The organism is Aeromonas sp. SG16, assembly GCF_024436135.1.
In the GTDB taxonomy this organism is placed as follows: Bacteria; Pseudomonadota; Gammaproteobacteria; order Enterobacterales; family Aeromonadaceae; genus Aeromonas; species Aeromonas jandaei.
In genome coordinates, this window is record NZ_JANFNW010000001.1 from 1,162,952 (window position 1) to 1,181,932 (window position 18,981).

Below are 18,981 nucleotides of genomic sequence, written 5' to 3' on the forward strand. Positions count from 1 at the left end.
GTTACTTAGTGGGAAACAGCTTCAACATTGACCTGAAAATCAAAGCTGAGGCTGTCATTTACCAACTCAACCTTCACAATTCCCCCATCAACCAGTGAGCCGAACAGGATCTCGTTAGCCAACGGTTTCTTGAGGTGCTCCTGAATGACCCGACCCATAGGTCTGGCCCCCATGGCTCTGTCATATCCCTTCTCGGCCAACCAGTGACGGGCACGCTCGGATACTTCCAAAGACACCCCTTTCGCATCCAGCTGCACCTGCAACTCAACGATGAACTTGTCGACCACCTGGTGGATCACTGTCATGTCGAGATGGTTGAACCAGATGGTGTGATCAAGCCGGTTACGGAATTCCGGACTGAAGGTCTTGTTGATCACCGCCATGGCATCGTGGCTCAGATCCTGCTGCTGGAAGCCAATCGACTTGCGCTGGGTCTCCTGCACACCGGCGTTGGTAGTCATCACCAGAATGACATTGCGAAAATCAGCTTTGCGCCCGTTGTTGTCAGTCAAGGTACCGTTGTCCATCACCTGCAACAGCAGGTTGAAGACATCCGGGTGCGCCTTCTCTATTTCGTCAAGCAACACAACGGAATGAGGGTGCTTGATCACCGCATCAGTCAGTAAACCACCCTGCTCAAAACCGACATATCCGGGAGGTGCACCAATCAGACGGGAGACGGTGTGACGCTCCATATACTCGGACATGTCAAAGCGCAGCATCTCCACACCCAGCGCCTTGCCAAGCTGTTGAGTAACCTCGGTCTTGCCCACCCCGGTTGGGCCGGCGAAGAGGAAGCAACCAACCGGGCGACGCTCGTTACCCAAACCTGAGCGCGAGAGGCGAATGGCATCGGTCAGCACCTCGATGGCCTTGTCCTGACCAAAGACCACCATCTTCAGATTACGCTCCAGATTCTTCAGCACCTCTTTGTCAGAAGAGGAGACCGATTTTTCCGGAATGCGAGCGATCTTGGCGACGATTGCTTCAATCTCCTGCACGTTGATCACTTTCTTGCGCTTGCTCGCCGGCAACAACCGCTGGCCAGCCCCCGCCTCATCGATCACATCGATTGCCTTGTCCGGCAAGTGACGATCGTTGATGTACTTGGCGGACAGCTCTGCCGCTGCGCGAATCGCCTTGGCGGTATAACGCACCCCGTGGTGAGCCTCGTAGCGGCTCTTGAGGCCCATCAAGATACGGGTAGTGTCATCCACTGTCGGCTCGGTGATATCGATCTTCTGGAAACGACGGGCCAAAGCGCGGTCTTTTTCGAAGATCTGGGCATATTCCTGATAGGTGGTGGAGCCGACACAACGGAGCAAACCGTTGGAGAGCAGCGGCTTGATAAGATTTGCGGCATCCAGCTGGCCACCTGACGCAGCTCCAGCGCCAATGATAGTGTGGATCTCGTCGATAAAGAGGATGGCACCTTCCTGCCGCTCAATCTGCTTGAGCAGTACCTTGAGGCGCTTCTCGAAATCGCCACGGTATTTGGTTCCTGCCAGCAGAGAGCCCATATCCAGCGAGTAAATGGTGCTACCGGCAATCACCTCGGGTACATCGCCCTTGACGATACGGTAAGCCAGACCTTCTGCAATGGCCGTCTTGCCCACCCCCGCCTCACCCACCAGCAGCGGATTGTTCTTGCGGCGGCGGCAGAGAACCTGGATGGTACGATTGAGCTCCTGATCACGACCGATCAGCGGATCGATACGCCCTTCAAGCACCAGCTGATTCAGGTTGGTGGCAAAGCTCTCGATCTGGGCCGCTGAAACATCATCGTCAGATTCCGGATTGTTATTGCTGACATCCGGTTTGCTGTCCTTGCGCACCCCGTGGGAGAGGAAGTTCACCACATCGAGGCGGCTGATCTCGGCTTTTTTCAGGAAGTAAGCGGCCTGAGACTCCTGCTCGCTGAAGATGGCGACCAGTACGTTGGCACCACTGACTTCGGTATTGCCGGAGGATTGCACATGAAAGACGGCACGTTGCAGTACGCGCTGGAAGCCCAGGGTCGGCTGGGTTTCCCGATCTTCGTCATCGCGCGGAATAAGCGGGGTTGTTTGAGTGATGAATGCGCGGATCTCCTTGCGCATCTGCTCGACATCGGCACCACAGGAGCTCAGCGCCTCATGGGCTGAGCTGTTATCCAGAAGGGCTAACAACAGGTGCTCGACAGTCATGAATTCGTGGCGCTCGTCACGAGCCAGTTTGAAAGCCTCGTTCAGCGTCTTTTCCAGATCTTTATTCAACATAGGCACCTCCCCTAGTACAGCTACAATGTGGTGTCACACTCGCCATCAAGTCATCAGATTCAAGCCTTTTCCATAGTGCATAGCAGTGGATGTTCGTTGTTACGTGCATAGGTGTTGACTTGGACAACCTTGGTTTCGGCGATCTCTGCGGTAAACATGCCGCAGACACCCTTACCACTATAATGCACACTCAGCATGACCTGAGTCGCCTTGTCCAAATCCATACCAAAGAACTTTTGCAGCACCTCCACCACGAACTCCATCGGGGTATAGTCATCGTTGTTCAACACAACTTTATACATGGGTGGCGGCTGCAGCTTTGTTTTCTCTGCTTCTGCAATCTCTTCATTAGCAAAGAGTTCTTTCTGCTTGCTCATAATCGCGCTTTGGTACCTCTAGATTACTACCGTCTCACACAAGCTTGTCAATAGACTTGTTAACCAGATCACATCAGTTGTTAACAACTCCTTGACTCGCTCAAAAGTTAGACTAGATTGGTTACTTGCTAATCTGTGCCCGTCTGCTATGGGCTCATGTCCCTAGTTATAATGGGCTGGCGCAGGTTACTCAACGACTTCTGGGTAATCAATAAAAGGATGTAGAAGTATGGCAACCGGCACAGTTAAGTGGTTTAACAACGCAAAAGGATTTGGGTTTATCTGTCCGGAAGGGGGTGGTGAAGATATCTTTGCTCACTACTCCACCATTCAAATGGAGGGCTACAAGACCCTGAAAGCGGGTCAGGCTGTTCACTTTGAACTGCAACAGGGGCCGAAAGGAAATCACGCCTCCGTCATTGTGCCGAACGAAGCACAAAATATATAAACGAAAACCCGTTGGATAAATAAAAAACCGGTTCCTCTCTGAGCAACCGGTTTTTTATTTTCATTTATGTGACTCGCCTGGCATTAGCCACGCACGCACCATTGTCACGCTTTAGTCATGGTACTCATTACAGGCTATCAGAGTATTTTCCATCAGACTGGCCACCGTCATGGGGCCAACACCACCGGGAACCGGAGTGATGAAAGAGGCATGACTGCGCGCCGTTTCAAACTCCACGTCCCCGACCAGCGAACCATCCGCCAGACGGTTGATGCCTACATCGATAACCAGCGCCCCCGGTTTGATCCACTCTCCGGGAATAAAATTGGGTTTGCCGACCGCCACTACCAGCAAATCTGCACGGCGAACCTGATCCTCCAGATCCCGGGTAAAACGGTGACAGGTCGTGGTCGTACAGCCCGCCAGCAGCAATTCGAGGGTCATGGGGCGCCCGACGATGTTGGAAGCGCCGACCACAACGGCGTGCAAACCATGGGTTTTAACACCGGTGGTTTCAATCAGCGTCATGATCCCTTTCGGGGTGCAGGGACGCAGCGCCGGAATACGCTGTGCAAGACGGCCCACGTTGTACGGATGAAAACCGTCCACGTCCTTGTCAGGGAGGATCCGCTCCAGCACCAGAGTGGTATCGAAGTGATCAGGCAGCGGCAACTGAACGAGGATCCCGTCGACGGTCGGGTCATCATTCAGCTGATCGATCAACGCCAGCAACTCATCCTGACTTGCAGTAGCACTCAGGTCATATGAGCGAGAGTGAAAACCGACCTCTTCACAAGCCCGACGTTTGCTGCCGACATAAACCTGAGAGGCAGGATCCGCCCCCACCAGAATGACTGCCAGCCCTGGAGCCCGTTTCCCTGCTGCCAACCGCTGTTGGACCTGTGCCGCGACCTGGCTGCGAATCGTTTGCGCAACCTGTTTTCCATCTATGATTTTGGCAGACATCGTTCTCCACTCACCATGTGTTCAACTGCCGCGCATTGTCGCATTTTTTTAGCCGAGATGTTAGCGTCCAAGAGAGGTCTGGCCTGCAACGGGCAATAAGTAGGCACTTGAATTTACTGGGGGAAAAATACGTTGACGCTGGCTCTTTTGCTTGGTTATGATGCCGCCCCGTTGCCCAGTACGGCTCATGTCGTTATGCTGGTAGGTTGAAAGCAACAATTTCGGTGATTAGCGCAGTCCGGTAGCGCATCTGGTTTGGGACCAGAGGGTCAAAGGTTCGAATCCTTTATCACCGACCAAGTTTATCGATTTGCCACTTAGGCGAGTCGAGAAAAGCGCCCTTAGCTCAGTCGGATAGAGCAACGGCCTTCTAAGCCGTGGGTCGCAGGTTCGAATCCTGCAGGGCGCGCCATTGATTCTCAATTTGTTGACGGATCAATGCAGTTTTCAGTGGTGGCTGTAGCTCAGTTGGTAGAGTCCCGGATTGTGATTCCGGTTGTCGTGGGTTCGAGCCCCATCAGCCACCCCATTATTCCGTCGTTTGGCACAACGCTGCCAATACGGCAAGATAGAAGCCTTCTGGCTTGTCAAAAAACCGGCCTAGGCCGGTTTTTTTGTTTCTACACCGCCATTTTCTTCGTTTATATCCCCGCATGTCTCATCGCACAACGCACTGAGTGGCTGAAATGCTCATGGCCCTGTGCCTCATGATTGCTCTGCCACCCGGCTATCGCCCTTATCCTCGCGCTCCCCATATAACCCTCCCTCGTTCTTTTTCTGTATTTCCCAAGCGGCATTGATATGCTGACAGCTCCTCTTTTCTCCTGCTTCCGGTTGGAGCTTTTCTATGCAACGCATTCTTTTTGTTGAAGATGATCCCGAGATTGGCCAGCTCATCAGCAGCTGGCTTGGCCGCCACGATATGGAAGTGATCCTCGAACCTAGAGGCGATATGGCACTGGCCCGGGTCGAGGCCGAACAACCGGACCTGGTACTGCTCGATATCATGCTGCCGGGACAGGATGGCATGTCCCTCTGTCGGGATCTGCGGCCACGCTTTGATGGCCCCATCGTGATGCTCACTTCGCTCGACAGCGACATGAATCAGATCCTGAGCCTGGAGCTGGGGGCCAACGACTACATCCTTAAAACCACCCCTCCCCCCGTGCTGCTGGCCAGATTGCGGGTGCAATTCCGCCAGCATCAGCAAACCGCCGCGCAACCGATCGCCGCCGCCGGCAGTGTGCCGCAGCAGTTGCAATTTGGCCGCCTGCTGGTCGATGGGCCGGGGCGGGATGTGCGTCTCGATGGCGAGAGCATTGCCCTCTCGACTGCCGACTTTGATCTGTTGTGGGAGCTTGCCAGCCACGCCGGCCAGATCCTGGGGCGGGAGGCCCTGTTCCGCAGCCTGCGCGGCCGGGAGTATGACGGTCAGGATCGCAGCATGGATGTGGCCATCTCCCGCCTGCGCCGCAAACTGGGCGATAACCCTGACAACCCGACCCGGATCAAAACGGTGCGCCAGAAGGGCTACCTTTTCGTCCCCCACGCCTGGGAATAGCCTTAATCAGGGAGCACAACCATGCGCCGTCTCTTTATCCAGTTCTATCTGTTGCTGATCGGCTGTTTCACTCTGGCGATTCTGCTGGTTGGCGTGGTCTATCAGGTCACCGCCGAGCGAGCCGGCGACCGCTATCTTGAGCGGATGATGCAGGGCTCCCTTGGTCTGCTGACCGACGAGCTGGCCAGAATTCCGCCCGAGCGCTGGCCAGATCGGCTGGCCGAGCAGAGCAGCCAGTTCACCCTCCCCCTCAAGGTTGGCGAGCTGGCCCATCAGCCTCTTGCCAGCGAGGATCAGGCATTTCTTGCTGCCGGCAATATCGTCATCGTCGAGGAGGATGACACCTTCCTGCAACGGATCCCCGATACCGCTCAAGTACTTATCGTTGGCCCGGTGCCCTATCTCTCCTACCTGCATGAACTGCACTGGGTCGATGTGGGACTGCTGCTGGTCATTGGCCTCTCCCTCGGGCTGCCCATCCTGCTCTGGCTGCGCCCCCACTGGCGCGGCTTGCTGCAACTGGAGCAGACGGCGCGCCGGGTAGGCGATGGCGATCTCTCCTGCCGCACCAACCTGCCACCGGGCAGCAGTCTGGCCCGGGTGGGGCGTACCTTCGATCAGATGACCGCCCAGCTGCAAGCCATGCTCACCAGTCGCAAGCAGCTGACCGATGCCATCGCCCATGAGCTGCGTACCCCGCTGGTCAGATTGCGTTATCGGCTTGCCATGCTCGATCCTGCTCCTGCCGCAGAAGAGCAGCAGGCACTGGAGCGGGATCTGGGGGCGCTGGACTCCCTTATCGAAGAGATGCTGACCTACGCCAAGCTGGATCGACCCGAACTGCCGCTGCAGCGGGATCAGCTGGAGCTGGGTAGCTGGGCAGAGCATCACCTCGGCGACTGGCAGGCATTGCGGCCGGAGAAACACCTGACCCTCGCTCTGCCACCCATCAAGATGCCCTGGTGCGGCGATCATCGTCTGCTGACACGCGCCGTCGAGAACCTTATCGGCAACGCCCTGCGCTACGCCGAAAGCGAGGTTACCCTCTCCATCTCGCGGCTGCAGGAGAATTATCTGCTGGAAGTCAGCGACGACGGGCCGGGTATCGACCCCGCACTGGCGCACCAGATCTTCGAGCCGTTCGTGCGTCTTGATCAGAGTCGGGATCGCCGCACCGGCGGCACCGGGCTGGGACTTGCCATTGTGCGCAGCATAGCGCTCCACCATGGCGGTGATGTGGCATTGCTTCCTTCCGGTAAGGGAGCCCGCTTCTGCCTCACGCTCCCTGTACATTTGGATACAAACCGTCACCAAGTGCTCACTGAAGTACCGCGCTCAGCGTCATAGGATGAAGCCATGGAGAAATGCTCCATACCACCAATCCGAATAAGGAAATTGACCATGAAAAAAATCATTCCCCTGACTCTGGCCGCCGTTTTCGCCCTGACTTCCGGTTTCACCATGGCTGCCACCCCGACCAAAACTGCCGCTCCGCAAGCGACCCAGACCAAGGTTGTGAAAAAGCACCATAAAACTGCGCACAAAGCGCCGTCCGTCAAAGTCGCGCCGAAAACCAAGTAATCGCCTCTGACCCTTGAGTGACGACCAGACCGTCAATCTGTACATAACAGAGCAAGAGTAGAGCTGAGAGATAAAAGGGAGGCCGGTTGCCTCCCTTTTCATCTGGTCATGATGAAAACTGCCTCTGCCAAGCAGGTTCCACATGACAAGATCATTGCTGTTCCATCATGCCGACTATCGTAATAACCTCATGACACTGCCGCACATTATTCAGGCTATCGCGCATTATCCAACCCATTACCGTAACCTCATCAACGCTCATCGTTTGAACTGACAATAGGAACATGGAATGTGGCGTCATCTCATTAAATGGCTAGGCCCGCTCTGCAGCTTGCTGCTGCTGAGCGCCGCCCTGACCGTACTCTATCATCTGACCCATTCATGGCACTGGCACGATATTCGCGTCGCCATCTGGTCACAACCGCTGCCCACGCTGGCTGGCGCCCTGCTGCTGACCCTGCTCAGTTATGGCCTGCTCTGCGGCTATGACATGCTGGCGCTGCACGCGCTAGGCAAGCGGCTCCCCTGGCAGCAGGTGGGTGTTACCTCCTTTATCGCCTACACCTTCTCCAACACTCTGGGCTTCGCCCTGCTGACGGGTGCCTCGGTGCGCTACCGGATCTACTCGGCCCTCGGGCTGGCGACCGGCGAGGTGGCACGGGTGGTACTCTTCTGCTCCATCACCTTCTTCCTCGGGCTGCTCGGCTGGGGCGGCAGTGCCCTGCTGCTTGGCAGCACGGCGGCCCAGCTGCTACCCGATTGGCCAAGCTGGATCTACAGCCTGTTCCATCTGGCCGGCGCCGGCGCCCTGCTGCTGGTGCTGGGCTATCTGCTCTGGCCCCGTCCCAGCTTCTCCTGGCGCGAACACAGCCTGATCCTGCCTGGGATAAAGGTACGCCTGCTGCAACTGCTGGTCGCCCTGGCGGACTGGATGGCCGCCGCCGCCGTACTGTTTGTGCTGCTACCCGCAGATAGCGTCCCCTACCCCGTGCTGCTCAGTGCCTTCGTGCTGGCCAGCTTCCTCGGGGTGCTGGCCCACGTGCCGGGCGGGATCGGGGTGTTCGAAGCGAGCATGAGCCTGCTGCTGGCCCACTACCTGCCGGCCGACAAGCTGCTCGCCTCGCTGCTGCTCTACCGCTGCATCTATTACGTACTGCCTTTCCTCTGCGCCCTGCTGCTCTTTACCAGTCAGGAGATGTTGCAGCAGAAGGCTCGCTGGCAGCGGTTGCAGGGGATCATGAGCGCCATTCAGGAGTTTCTGCCCGCCCTGATCAGTGTGGGCACCTTCGCCGCCGGCAGCCTGCTGCTCTGCTCGGGCATGATCCCGACCATGCGCAGCCACATCGAGGTGTGGCTGCAGGTGCTGCCGCTCCACCTGCTCGAGCTCTCCCACGTGCTCGGCAGCGTGAGTGGTATTCTCCTGATCCTGCTGGCGCGCAGCCTCTATCGCCGTCACGACGCCGCGTTTCGCATCACCCAGCTGCTGCTGGCACTGGGGATCGCCTTCTCCCTGCTCAAGGGGGGTGACTGGGAGTCAGCCCTGCTGCTCGGCAGCTTCCTGCTCATCATGACCCCCTGCCGCTCTCTCTTCTATCGCAAGGGGTCGCTGCTCTATCCCCAGTACACCCCGGGCTGGCTCATTTCGGTCGGCGCCGTGCTGCTGGGGGCGCTGTGGCTGCTGCTCTTCTCCTACCGTCAGGTGGAGTATGACCACGCCCTCTGGTTCCACTTCTCGCCCCACGGCGGGGCTGCCCGCGGCCTGCGCGCCATGGGGAGCGTGGTGGCCGTGCTGGCCGTGGCCGGGGTTGCCCAGCTGCTTGCGCCGCTGCGCGTAGTCGGTGAAAAGCCGGACAAGGAGACGCTGGCGCGCGCCCACGAGCTGGTGGTACGCGAAGGGGGGATCCACGGCTATCTGGCCCAGTTGCAGGACAAGTCCCTGCTGTTCCACCCCGCCGGTGACGCCTTCCTGATGTATGGCATCGAGGGCAACAGCTGGATTGTGATGGGGGATCCGGTCGGTCGCCCCGAACAGATCGAAGAGCTGCTCTGGCAATTTCGCGAGCGGTGCGACGAGCACGACGCCAATCCGGTTTTCTATCAGGTCTCGGCCCGCTATCTGCCGATCTATCTGGAGTTGGGGCTGATCCCCTTCAAGCTCGGTGAAGAGGCGATGGTCGATCTGGCTACCTTCGATCTGGCGGGCAGCCGGCTGCGCAACCTGCGCCAGAGCCACGCCAAGGGCAAACGGGAAGGGTTGACCTTCGAGGTGGTCGAGGCGAGCGCCGTGGCTCCCCTGCTGCCCAGATTGCAGACCGTCTCCGATACCTGGCTGCAGAGCAAAATGGGCAAGGAGAAGGGGTTTTCGGTCGGCCGCTTCGAGCCTGACTACCTGACCTTGAGCCCGGCTGCACTGGTCTGGCACGAGGGGCAGATTGTCGGCTTTGCCAACCTCTGGGTGAGCGATAACAAGGAGATGCTCTCCATCGATCTGATGCGCTACAGCCTGGATACCGGTACTGCCCCCATCATGGATTTTCTCTTTGTCGAACTGCTGCTGTGGGGCAAGGCGCAAGGGTACGCCAGCTTCAATCTGGGGATGGCCCCCATGTCCGGCTTCAACGATCACCCGCTCAACAGCTACTGGGCCCGCCTTGGCAATACCCTTTTCGTGCGTGGCAGCCGTTTTTACAACTTTCAGGGGCTCAGACGCTACAAGGAGAAATTTTCGCCCCGCTGGGAACCCCGCTACCTGCTCTGCAGCAGCAAGCTGGTACTGCCCAGAACCCTGACTCACCTGATCACCCTGATTAGCCGCGGCCCGCTGGGGCTGATCAAGAAATAGGAGCATGGCCAATGAGAGCCTTGATATTGCTGTTACTCAGTCTCGTACTGCCCGTTTCGTCTTTTGCGGCGCATGCCGCCCCGGTCAAGGATGACCTGAGCCTGATTGAGCTGCCGGTCAAGCAGCCATCCGACGCCCCCATGGTGATCTTTCTCAGCGGCGATGGTGGCTGGGCGGCCCTCGACAAGGGGCTGAGCGCCCAGTTTCAGCTGCACGGCATGCCGGTCGTGGGCTGGAGCTCCCTGACCTACTACTGGAAGAAGAAAACCCCGGAGCAGGTGACCGCCGATCTGGAGCGGATCCTCGATGATTATCAGGCGCGCTGGCAGCGCCCCCGCTGGCTGCTGGTCGGCTTCTCGTTTGGTGCCGAGATTGTCCCCTTCGTCATCAACCGGTTGCCGGAGCACTATCGTCAGGGGCTGGTCGGGGCCGTGATGCTCTCCCCCTCCACCAGCTCGGACTTCGAGATCCACGTCAGCGACATGCTGACCCACAAGGCGCGCAGCTATCCGACCGAGCCGCAGGTGAAAACCATCCGGGATCTGCCGATGGTCTGCCTGCAAGGTGCCGATGACGATGACGACGACCGCCTCTGCCCCCGTCTCAACCAGCCCAACGTCACCACCGTCACCCTGCCGGGCGGCCACCACTTTGAGGATGATTACCCGGTGCTCTATCAGGCCATCACCAAGCACATGACCCTCACCACCCCCTGAGCGGCGATGAAAACAGAGAGGGCGACCACAGGGTCGCCCTCTCTTTTTATATTCGGGATCTCGCCAACTACGGCTGATCACCACCAGCCCAGCAGATTGCGACCGGTCAGCGCCCCCCACACCAACACGTTGAGCGCCAGCGCAATAAAGACTGCGGCAGAGCCCATGTCCTTGGCCCGACCGGAAAGCTCGTGATGTTCGGAGCCAATTCTGTCCACCACCGCCTCGACGGCGGAGTTGAGGATCTCCACGATCACCACCAGCCAGCTGATGATCATCAGCAGCAGGATCTGGGTCAGCCCATCCCCCACCAGAAAGGCCAGCGGCATCAGCAATATGATCAGCAGCAGCTCCTGACGAAAGGCAGCCTCATGCAGCCAGGCGGACGAAAGCCCCTTCATGCTGTAACGGGTGGCATGGATAATCCGGGTGATCCCTGTAGCGCCAGGTTTGGCCATTTTCGCTTCCTCTTTTGATGGCAACCCGCTCCATTTCGTACATAGCATCTAAACAAATGGAGCAAGTCATATATGAAAACTAAACAATTTTGGGGATAAAAAAGGGGCGCACTGGCGCCCCGAGTCGGCCCTCACCTTACTGCACGGTGCGGCACTGGCTGAAAATATCGAGCTGCTTGTCGTACACCGCCGTGCTGACATCCCAGATCCCGAGCACAGAGGAGAAGAGGTTGTCATGGGAGTAGCGATTGTCTGCCGCTTTTTGCTGCAGGCAGTTCAGATCCATCCCCTTCTCTTTGGCAAAGCCCGGCGACATCCAGACCTGCATCGGTACCCGGGTCTGATCGTCAGGGGCAAACTTGTAGGGCGTGCCATGCAGGTAGAGCCCCATCGCCCCCAGCGACTCGCCGTGATCAGAGAGGTAGATCAACGCCGTGTTGTACTTATCTTCATACTTTTTCAGCTTGGTAATCATCTCTGCAATGACAAAATCGGTGTAGCGGATGGTGTTGTCATAGGTGTTGACCAGCTCTTCATCGCTGCAGTTCTCGATGTCGCTGCGCGGGCAGTCCGGTACGAACTGGCGATGGTTATCCGGATAACGCTTGTAGTAGGTCGGGCCGTGGCTGCCGATCAGATGGAAACCGACCAGCTTGTCGCCCTTCATCTGCGCCACCTCGTCGTCGAGATTTTGCAGTACAACCTCGTCATAGCAGGTGTTCTTGTCGCAGAACTGCGGGTGATCTTTTGGTTTGATCTCGATGTTGGGCACCCTATCGCATACCCCTTTGCAGCCGCCGTCGTTCTCCTTCCAGAAGATGGAGACCCCGCTTCTTTGCAGCACATCGAGCAGGCCTTCGCTGTTGCGGGCCCGGTTGTCATCAAACTCCTTGCGCCCCATGTTGGAGAACATGCAGGGCACCGACACTGCCGTAGCCGTGCCGCAAGAGCGCACGTCCTTGAAGGAGATAACGCCCCCGGCCTGACTGGTAAAGGGGTTGGTCTCTTTCTGGTAGCCGTTCATCGAGAAGTTCTTGCCGCGGGCTGTCTCCCCCACCACCAGGAACATCAGGGTCGGCTTATCCTCTTTCGCGACTAGCTTGGCATCATCACCCAGGGTGGTGAACGGAATGGGTTCGGCGACGTAACGCTTGTAGAGATACTTGGTGGTGCTGTAGACATAGTTGGCCGGCACTATCTCGCGATTGAGAGTCTGGTTGTTGCGCCCGACCGAAACGTAATCCTGATAGTAAAACGCCGCTATGATGCCCACGACAGCCAGGGATGCGACCATGGAGAGGGCGCGCAGGAACAGCCCCAGATACCATTTTTTCGGGTACTCGATTCTAACAAAAAAGAGCAGCACGGCGGGCAATACACCGGCCAACGCCAACCAGACCACGATGGGCAGGCTGACATAGGAGTAGGCCTCGCTCTGGTTGGTCTCGAAGATGTTCTGGATCATCTCCTGATCGAACATGACCCGATACTTCAGCATGGTGTAACTGACGATGGCGCCGGTCACAAAGAGAAACGCAAAGAAGGGTTTCAGCAAGTAGCGCTGGGAGAAGGGCATGAAAACGAAGTTGAGCGCCGCCACCAGCAGCACCGGGATCGAGATGGCAAACCCTATCTTGAAATGCTCCAGATTGCTGAGGATATCGTAGAAGTGGAGCAACACGGGCCAGTTAAGCAGGAAGGCAAATATCAGTGCCAACAGGAAAATAAAGGGTACAACTCTGATTTTTACCACCGAAACACCACCTATTGAACCAAATGCCGGAAAATTGAACGCAGCGTCAAAATAGACCTTGAAACTTAAGGAATACTTAAGAGCGTGCGGATATCCTCACCGTTTGCATCTGGTCAAAATGATATTTTCTTGCCATCCCCCATGGCCTTAAGGCTCTCTTGAGAGCTCCCCGACATCCTCATCCTGACGGCTCTTCGTCAGGTGCATTATGCATAACAGCGTCGCTCACTCAGTCAGCAAGGTGCCGGAGATCACTCTGGTATTCTGGTTCACCAAAATATTGGCAACGCCCCTGGGAGAAACCGGAGAGGATGCGGTATCCATGTCGATGGATCTCGGCTATCTGGTCAGTACCGGCATCTTTGCCGTGATCTTCTTTATTGCCGTCGGCGCCCAGATTTCTGCCAAGCGCTATAACCCGGCGCTCTACTGGACAACCATTATTGCCACCACCACAGTGGGCACCACGTTGGCAGACTTTGCCGATCGTTCGCTGGGGATGGGTTATGCAGGCGGGTCAACCCTGCTGTTCCTGCTGCTGATGGGCTCTTTTCTGGTGTGGTACAAATTTCAGGGCAGCATAGCGACCAGTGACATCAGTTCATCCAGAACCGAGATGTTCTACTGGATCACCATCATGTTCTCCCAGACGCTGGGTACCGCACTGGGTGACTGGGTGGCCGATGATGGCGGCTTTGGCTATACCGGCAGCATGGTGCTCTTTGGCGGTATCTTGCTGGCCATTGTCACCACCTACCTGCTGACCCGGGTCTCACGCACCCTGCTCTTCTGGGCGGCTTTCATCATCACTCGCCCGCTGGGTGCTGTGGTGGGAGATTTCCTCGACAAGCCGCTTGGCAAAGAAGGGCTGGAGCTCAGCAGATACTCCGCCTCGGCAGCCTTATTGGCCGCCATTGCCCTGCTGGTCTATCTCTCCACCTTGAAAAAGCGCGATGTGATCCCGCAGGAGCTGGATCCTGAGTAAGGCGACAGAGTGATCGCCAGATGCCAATCGGTGAAAAAGCAGAAAAGCAAAAAGCCCTGATGTTTCCATCAGGGCTTATCATTTGGCGGTGAGGGAGGGATTCGAACCCTCGATACGTTGCCGTATACACACTTTCCAGGCGTGCTCCTTCAGCCACTCGGACACCTCACCAAATTTTGGTCTGTTGTTTAACGTGTTCAGCCAACACTGTGTTCGCTGCGCCGTTGCGCTGGAACGGGGCGTAATTTAGGGGAAAGCCCCGCCCGCGTCAACGGCTTTTTTGGCAAAACAGATCGTTCGCGGAATTAATGTACAGATTCCGGCGCAACCTGCATTTCAGGCAGGTTGAGGAAGCCCAAACGTTCGCATTCGGAAACCACTTCATGGGTCGCGGCAATGGTGCTCTGCACAAACAGCAGGAACTGCTCGACACTCAGGCCCGCCTTGGTAAACACGGTGTGGCCAATGACCAGACGCGGCAAGTTGTCGTCGATGATATCGAGGAATACCTTGAGCGAGGGGTACTGCATATTGAAGCGACCGAGTTCAGCCACCAGCGGCAACAGGGCCGAAGGACGCACTTCCAGCTCGGATGAGAACAGCAGACCTTCCTCTTCCACGAAGATCCGGCTCTCCTGAATGCCATCGACCGACTGCAAGGAGACAATGTGGATACCATGGCACTGATCGCAAACGTAGTGCTCGATACGAGCCTGTTGCAACCAACGCATGATCATTTCGGAGCTGGGGATATTCATTATTTCCACGACAAGATTGGGATCGAGGGGCGCAGTCTAAACCAATTTTCCGGCAACCAAAAGCACGCCAGCCCAATAACCGCGCAGCTTGCTTCTTTTTGGCAAGCGCTATGCATATACTCAGCCCAATCCACGGCTACGCTTGCCCCACAGGGGGCCCCATGACCATCCAAGAAAAGTATCGCCTCCATCTGAAATCCCTCTCGGATGAGCTGCTCGCCCTGCAAAAACCGATTCGCATTCTGGATGCCATCAAGTGGCCACGACAGACCCAGGAGCGCTTTCTGGCCGATGGGGGGCGCACCCTGCCTGCCATCGACCGCCACTTCTACGAGTCCCTCCCTCTTGGCTTTGAGCCTCGCAACAAATATCTCGAACTCAAGGAGCTGCGAGACAGGATCCGCAGAAAACTGGGACCACAAGATGATCTGGGGCTCATCCTGCAAGAGACGGTCGATCAGTACATGGTGGTGATCGAGATGCTGCGCCAGCGCGGCCAGTCCGATTTTCAGCGCTACAGCCAGCTGCTCTACGGCTCGGCCAGCGATCATCTGCGCGGCGATCGCAAGACCCTCAAGGAGCTGGGTGCTCGCCTGTGCGATATCTTCTCCCTGCCCGGCGCCCGCCATCTGGTACGCCCCTACCCCAAAGAGTTCGAGGGGGAAGCGGCGGTGGCCAAATTGCAGGGCAAGCTGTCGAGCTATTTCAGTGACGGCACAGTGCAGGTCAAGCTGAGCGATGGCATCGTGTCGGACGCAGCGGCCGGCGGCGACTACATCAAGCTCAACTCCCACGCCCGCTTCTCCGAACTCGACTTGCAGGTGCTTGAAGTGCATGAGGGGTGGGTACATGTGGGCACCACCCTAAACGGCCGCCAGCAGCCCTACGCTACCTGGCTGAGCGCAGGTTCGCCGCGTATTACCGCCTGTCAGGAGGGGTTGGCCGTCCTGATAGAGACCCTCACCTTTAGCTCCTTCCCGGATCGGGCCAAGCGCATCTCCGATCGGGTGATGGCCATCGACATGGCCGAGCATGGAGCCGACTTTATCGAGGTGTTTCAGCACTTTGTGGGACAGGGCACCAGCGAGCACGATGCCTACAAGATCACCCAGCGGGTATTTCGCGGCGGCATGGTCGAAGGGGGCGCCTGCTTTACCAAAGATCTCTCCTATGTGCGGGGTTATGTGGAGACAGTCAACTTCATCCGCAGCGCCGTGCTGGAAGGAGTGCCCGAGATCCTGCCGATGCTGTTTGTCGGCAAGGTGACACTGGACGATATTCCGGTGATCTATCAGCACTATCTGGAGGGATTGATCGCCGCGCCCCGCTACCTGCCGCCGATGTTTCGCGATCTCACCGGCCTCTATGTCTGGTTTGGCTTTGCCTCCGGCATGTCGCTGGTCGATATCGGCCGAGTACAGCAGCACTTTCGTCAGCTGTTTCACCGCCTGCCAGTGGCTGATCCCATCATTGCCCCCGTCGATATCGAGATCGACTGAACGGCAAATAGAGAAAAAGGGGCGCCAGATTGGCGCCCCTTTTTATTCATATGTCCAAACGCGGGTTATTTGAACGCCCGCCCCTCCAGATAGTGTTTGCGGCAGAGCGATACATAGCGATCGTTACCACCGATCTCCACCTGCTCGCCATCGCGCATCACCTGCCCAGCTTCATTGACCCGGGAGTTCATATGCGCCTTGTTGCCACACCAGCAGATGCTCTTCAGCTCTTCGAATTTGTCGGCCAGACAGAGCAGATGGTAGGAGCCGGGAAACAGCTCACCACGAAAATCGGTCTTTAGGCCGTAGGCGATCACCGGAATATCCTGCTCGTCAACGATACGGGCCAGCTGATAGACCTGCTCCTTGGTCAGGAACTGAGCCTCATCCACGATAAAGACATCGATGTGCTTGTTGGCATGGCGCTCTTTGACCATCTCGAACAGATCGCAGGTATCGCTGAACACTTCCACTCTCAGCTCGAGACCCACCCGGGCACTGATCACGCCGACACCGAAACGATCGTCGATGGCAGGGGTCATGGCCAGCGGGTGCATCCCCCGCTCCAGATAGTTGAAGTGTGCCTGAATGAGCTGGGTCGATTTGCCTGAATTCATGGTGGCAAACTTGTAGTGCAGTGAAGCCATGATACTGTTCCGAAACTGAATTTATGGGGCGCATGCTAACCAAAGCCCCCGCCAAAACCAAGGGGCCCGTGGGCCCCTTGCTCTATTAATGTTATGCCGTCGCGAGCGCTGGCTGCGCTTTGGCCTTTTTCAGGTGGTAACTGGTAAAGAGCACAAACCAGAGGGCGCTGACACTGAAACCGGCAAAACCGGAGTGCATCAACCCCATCACCAGATAGCCGAGAGCGGCACCGAAGGCGATGGCCAGCGCATAGGGGAGCTGGGTCATCACGTGGTCGATGTGATGGCAACCTGCCCCCGTCGCAGAGAGGATGCTGGTACTGGAGATGGGAGAGCTGTGATCCCCGAACACCGAACCTGCCAAAACCGCAGCCAGCATCGGTAGCATCAGGCTGATATCGCTCGCCGCAGCCATGTCACCGGCCAGCGGCAGCATGATGCCGAAGGTACCCCAGCTGGTACCGGTGGCAAACGCCATGGCACAGGAGAGGATAAAGACCACGGCCGGCAGCACCTCAATCGGCAGATTGCCGTTGGCCAGAGATGCCAAGTACTTGCCGGTCTCCACATCGCGCACTACGGCACCGATTGTCCATGCAAACAGCAGGATATTGATGGCCGGCAACATGGCCATGACACCTTGCGGGGCGGCCTTGATCCAGTTCTTGGCGCCGAGCTTCAGACGCATCGCCAGACCGATGGAGACCACCAGACTGCAGATCGCGCCATAGACCAGCGAAGAGCCCACATTGGTGTTTTCAAACGAACCGAGCACGCTAAATGGCAGCCCTTTTTCGCTCAGTGCTGCGGCGCCCGAGTCAATCATGAAATAGACGGTAGCGGCAGTCAGAGTCAGGATCGGCAACACCATGTCGATCATGCCGCCATTGCTCTCCTCCGGGCTCTCCATATCCAGCCCGATGGGACGACCTTTGGATTCATCCCACAGCTTGCCTTCCAGCGCCCACTGCTCGTGTTGACGCATCGGGCCGATATCGAGCTGAAACGCGATGACGACCAACACCATGATCAGAGTGAAGACGGCGTAGAGGTTCATCGGGATCATCTCGACGAACGCAGAGATGGGGCTCTGATCGGTCAGACCGTGCGCCGCCATGATGCCACCAACCAGCGCGATGATATAAGCGCCCCAGGAAGAGATCGGCATCAATACGCAGACTGGCGCCGCGGTGGAGTCCAGCAGATAAGCCAGCTTGGCACGGGAGATCTGGAAGCGGTCGGTCACCGGACGGCAGATAGCACCCACCGACAAGCTATGGAAGAAGTCATCGATAAAGAAGGCAAACACCATCATGCCGGTGAGGGTCTTGGCCCCTTTGCGGGTCTTGGCACGCTTGGCGGCCCACTCGGCAAAGGCACGGGTTGCACCGGATACGCTCATCAGACTGATGAGACCGCCAAGCAGCAGCATAAAGAGCAGCATGTTGATGTTGTCACGGTTGAGTGCGCCATCAACCCAGAAAATCTTCAGCACGGTCCCCAGCAGATATTGCAGGGAGTCGAGGGGGGAAAACTGATTGAGCAACAGACTGCCGGTTAAAATACCGACGCCAAGCGACAGCAGCACGCGGCGGGTCAGGATCGCCAGGGCAACAGCCAATAACGGAGGAAGTACGGACCAACCGGAGTCGGCAAAATGACTAATGTCCATGATCTCTTTTCACCTAAAGAAAACAGGTGGAGATCTACCGAGAGGATCTAAAGAAACAAAACCTATGGGGAGGTTATACTCCTCAGCCCCTTCAGGTAGCGCTCCATAGTGGATGACTATGGCAGTCCTGCACCTATTAGATGCAGAACCAGCAGCCCGGTATGATGGCCTGGCCACTTCGGCGCTGACTCCTTTCCTTGTGCATCATCGGCATCACCCTCCGCACAAGTAGTCATAGGCAGCGCGCCTCTACTTAAAGGTATTCGAGAGACATTTTATCCAGCTGGCAGCTTATAGCAAGTTTTTTGATTAAATAATCATGATGTATGACGTTGGCACCCCAAAAGGTAGTCAATTGATGCAGCTTCGCTTCTTTTTGCGACACATTTAACCAATTAAAGCCTCATAAGCATCCATTAATATGATTGAATGCCGAATATAATCTCTCGTGATGACGATT

At 57.0% G+C, this 18,981-nt stretch carries 16 protein-coding genes, 4 tRNA genes and 1 riboswitch; of the genes, 11 read left to right on the plus strand and 9 right to left on the minus strand.

The features are described 5' to 3' along the window. Positions 1-5 precede the first annotated feature (5 nt). Both clpA and clpS read right to left on the minus strand, forming a co-directional pair. A complete protein-coding gene (clpA, locus tag NOM67_RS05190) occupies positions 6-2,258 on the minus strand; it encodes an ATP-dependent Clp protease ATP-binding subunit ClpA (RefSeq protein ID WP_033115165.1) in 2,253 nt (750 codons plus the stop codon). A 59-nt stretch (positions 2,259-2,317) separates the two neighbouring features. After that, positions 2,318-2,635, minus strand: a complete 318-nt coding sequence (clpS, locus tag NOM67_RS05195; RefSeq protein WP_005337111.1) for an ATP-dependent Clp protease adapter ClpS — start codon at positions 2,633-2,635, stop codon at positions 2,318-2,320. A gap of 229 nt (positions 2,636-2,864) precedes the next feature. On the opposite strand from clpS, the gene cspD reads away from it, so the two are divergent. After that, positions 2,865-3,083 carry a cold shock-like protein CspD gene (gene cspD, locus NOM67_RS05200; RefSeq protein ID WP_033115164.1) on the plus strand — a complete coding sequence of 73 codons (219 nt, stop codon included), beginning with the start codon at positions 2,865-2,867 and terminating at the stop codon, positions 3,081-3,083. 111 nt (positions 3,084-3,194) lie between these two features. On the opposite strand, the gene folD is transcribed toward cspD, so the two are convergent. Then, positions 3,195-4,049: a bifunctional methylenetetrahydrofolate dehydrogenase/methenyltetrahydrofolate cyclohydrolase FolD gene (gene folD, locus NOM67_RS05205; RefSeq protein WP_043851082.1), complete on the minus strand. Its 855-nt coding sequence runs from the start codon at positions 4,047-4,049 to the stop codon at positions 3,195-3,197. A 222-nt stretch (positions 4,050-4,271) separates the two neighbouring features. Between folD and NOM67_RS05210 the strand changes: the two genes are divergently transcribed. From NOM67_RS05210 to NOM67_RS05245, 8 genes are all read left to right on the plus strand, one after another. Next, a tRNA-Pro gene (locus NOM67_RS05210) sits at positions 4,272-4,348 on the plus strand. Between the two features lie 36 nt (positions 4,349-4,384). Then, positions 4,385-4,461 (plus strand) — tRNA-Arg (locus NOM67_RS05215). Positions 4,462-4,502: 41 nt separating this feature from the next. Continuing rightward, positions 4,503-4,578, plus strand: a tRNA-His gene (locus tag NOM67_RS05220). Positions 4,579-4,896: 318 nt separating this feature from the next. Beyond that, on the plus strand, positions 4,897-5,610 hold the full coding sequence (rstA, locus tag NOM67_RS05225; protein WP_042032315.1) for a two-component system response regulator RstA: 714 nt from the start codon (positions 4,897-4,899) through the stop codon (positions 5,608-5,610). Positions 5,611-5,631: 21 nt separating this feature from the next. Further along, positions 5,632-6,957: a two-component system sensor histidine kinase RstB gene (gene rstB, locus NOM67_RS05230; RefSeq protein WP_255934407.1), complete on the plus strand. Its 1,326-nt coding sequence runs from the start codon at positions 5,632-5,634 to the stop codon at positions 6,955-6,957. A gap of 54 nt (positions 6,958-7,011) precedes the next feature. Beyond that, positions 7,012-7,191, plus strand: coding sequence for a hypothetical protein (locus NOM67_RS05235; RefSeq protein WP_033115160.1), 180 nt, complete (start codon positions 7,012-7,014; stop codon positions 7,189-7,191). A 289-nt stretch (positions 7,192-7,480) separates the two neighbouring features. After that, entirely contained in the window at positions 7,481-10,033 is a 2,553-nt protein-coding gene (mprF, locus tag NOM67_RS05240; protein ID WP_255934411.1) for a bifunctional lysylphosphatidylglycerol flippase/synthetase MprF, read from the plus strand. Between the two features lie 11 nt (positions 10,034-10,044). After that, entirely contained in the window at positions 10,045-10,749 is a 705-nt protein-coding gene (locus NOM67_RS05245) for an AcvB/VirJ family lysyl-phosphatidylglycerol hydrolase (protein ID WP_042032312.1), read from the plus strand. A 77-nt stretch (positions 10,750-10,826) separates the two neighbouring features. Here the strand turns inward: NOM67_RS05245 and NOM67_RS05250 are convergent, their stop codons facing one another. Together NOM67_RS05250 and NOM67_RS05255 are read right to left on the minus strand one after the other, a co-directional pair. Continuing rightward, positions 10,827-11,207: a diacylglycerol kinase gene (locus tag NOM67_RS05250; RefSeq protein WP_041207472.1), complete on the minus strand. Its 381-nt coding sequence runs from the start codon at positions 11,205-11,207 to the stop codon at positions 10,827-10,829. Between the two features lie 136 nt (positions 11,208-11,343). Then, a complete protein-coding gene (locus NOM67_RS05255; protein WP_255934414.1) occupies positions 11,344-12,960 on the minus strand; it encodes an MCR-3-related phosphoethanolamine--lipid A transferase in 1,617 nt (538 codons plus the stop codon). Positions 12,961-13,168: 208 nt separating this feature from the next. Between NOM67_RS05255 and NOM67_RS05260 the strand changes: the two genes are divergently transcribed. Beyond that, on the plus strand, positions 13,169-13,945 hold the full coding sequence (locus tag NOM67_RS05260; protein WP_255934416.1) for a hypothetical protein: 777 nt from the start codon (positions 13,169-13,171) through the stop codon (positions 13,943-13,945). An 83-nt stretch (positions 13,946-14,028) separates the two neighbouring features. Here the strand turns inward: NOM67_RS05260 and NOM67_RS05265 are convergent. Both NOM67_RS05265 and NOM67_RS05270 read right to left on the minus strand, forming a co-directional pair. Beyond that, a tRNA-Ser gene (locus NOM67_RS05265) sits at positions 14,029-14,116 on the minus strand. A 134-nt stretch (positions 14,117-14,250) separates the two neighbouring features. Next, positions 14,251-14,676 (minus strand): YbjN domain-containing protein, encoded by a 426-nt coding sequence (locus NOM67_RS05270; RefSeq protein WP_033114573.1) that lies wholly within the window; start codon positions 14,674-14,676, stop codon positions 14,251-14,253. Between the two features lie 188 nt (positions 14,677-14,864). Here NOM67_RS05270 and NOM67_RS05275 point away from each other — a divergent pair, with 188 nt between their 5' ends. Then, positions 14,865-16,202 (plus strand): flavohemoglobin expression-modulating QEGLA motif protein, encoded by a 1,338-nt coding sequence (locus NOM67_RS05275; RefSeq protein ID WP_255934418.1) that lies wholly within the window; start codon positions 14,865-14,867, stop codon positions 16,200-16,202. 65 nt (positions 16,203-16,267) lie between these two features. Here the strand turns inward: NOM67_RS05275 and NOM67_RS05280 are convergent, their stop codons facing one another. Together NOM67_RS05280 and NOM67_RS05285 are read right to left on the minus strand one after the other, a co-directional pair. Then, a complete protein-coding gene (locus tag NOM67_RS05280) occupies positions 16,268-16,849 on the minus strand; it encodes a thymidine kinase (RefSeq protein WP_041207468.1) in 582 nt (193 codons plus the stop codon). 91 nt (positions 16,850-16,940) lie between these two features. After that, entirely contained in the window at positions 16,941-18,521 is a 1,581-nt protein-coding gene (locus tag NOM67_RS05285) for a Na+/H+ antiporter NhaC family protein (RefSeq protein ID WP_033114566.1), read from the minus strand. Between the two features lie 88 nt (positions 18,522-18,609). Continuing rightward, a riboswitch (Lysine riboswitch) is annotated at positions 18,610-18,781 on the minus strand. Between the last annotated feature and the right edge of the window lie 200 nt (positions 18,782-18,981).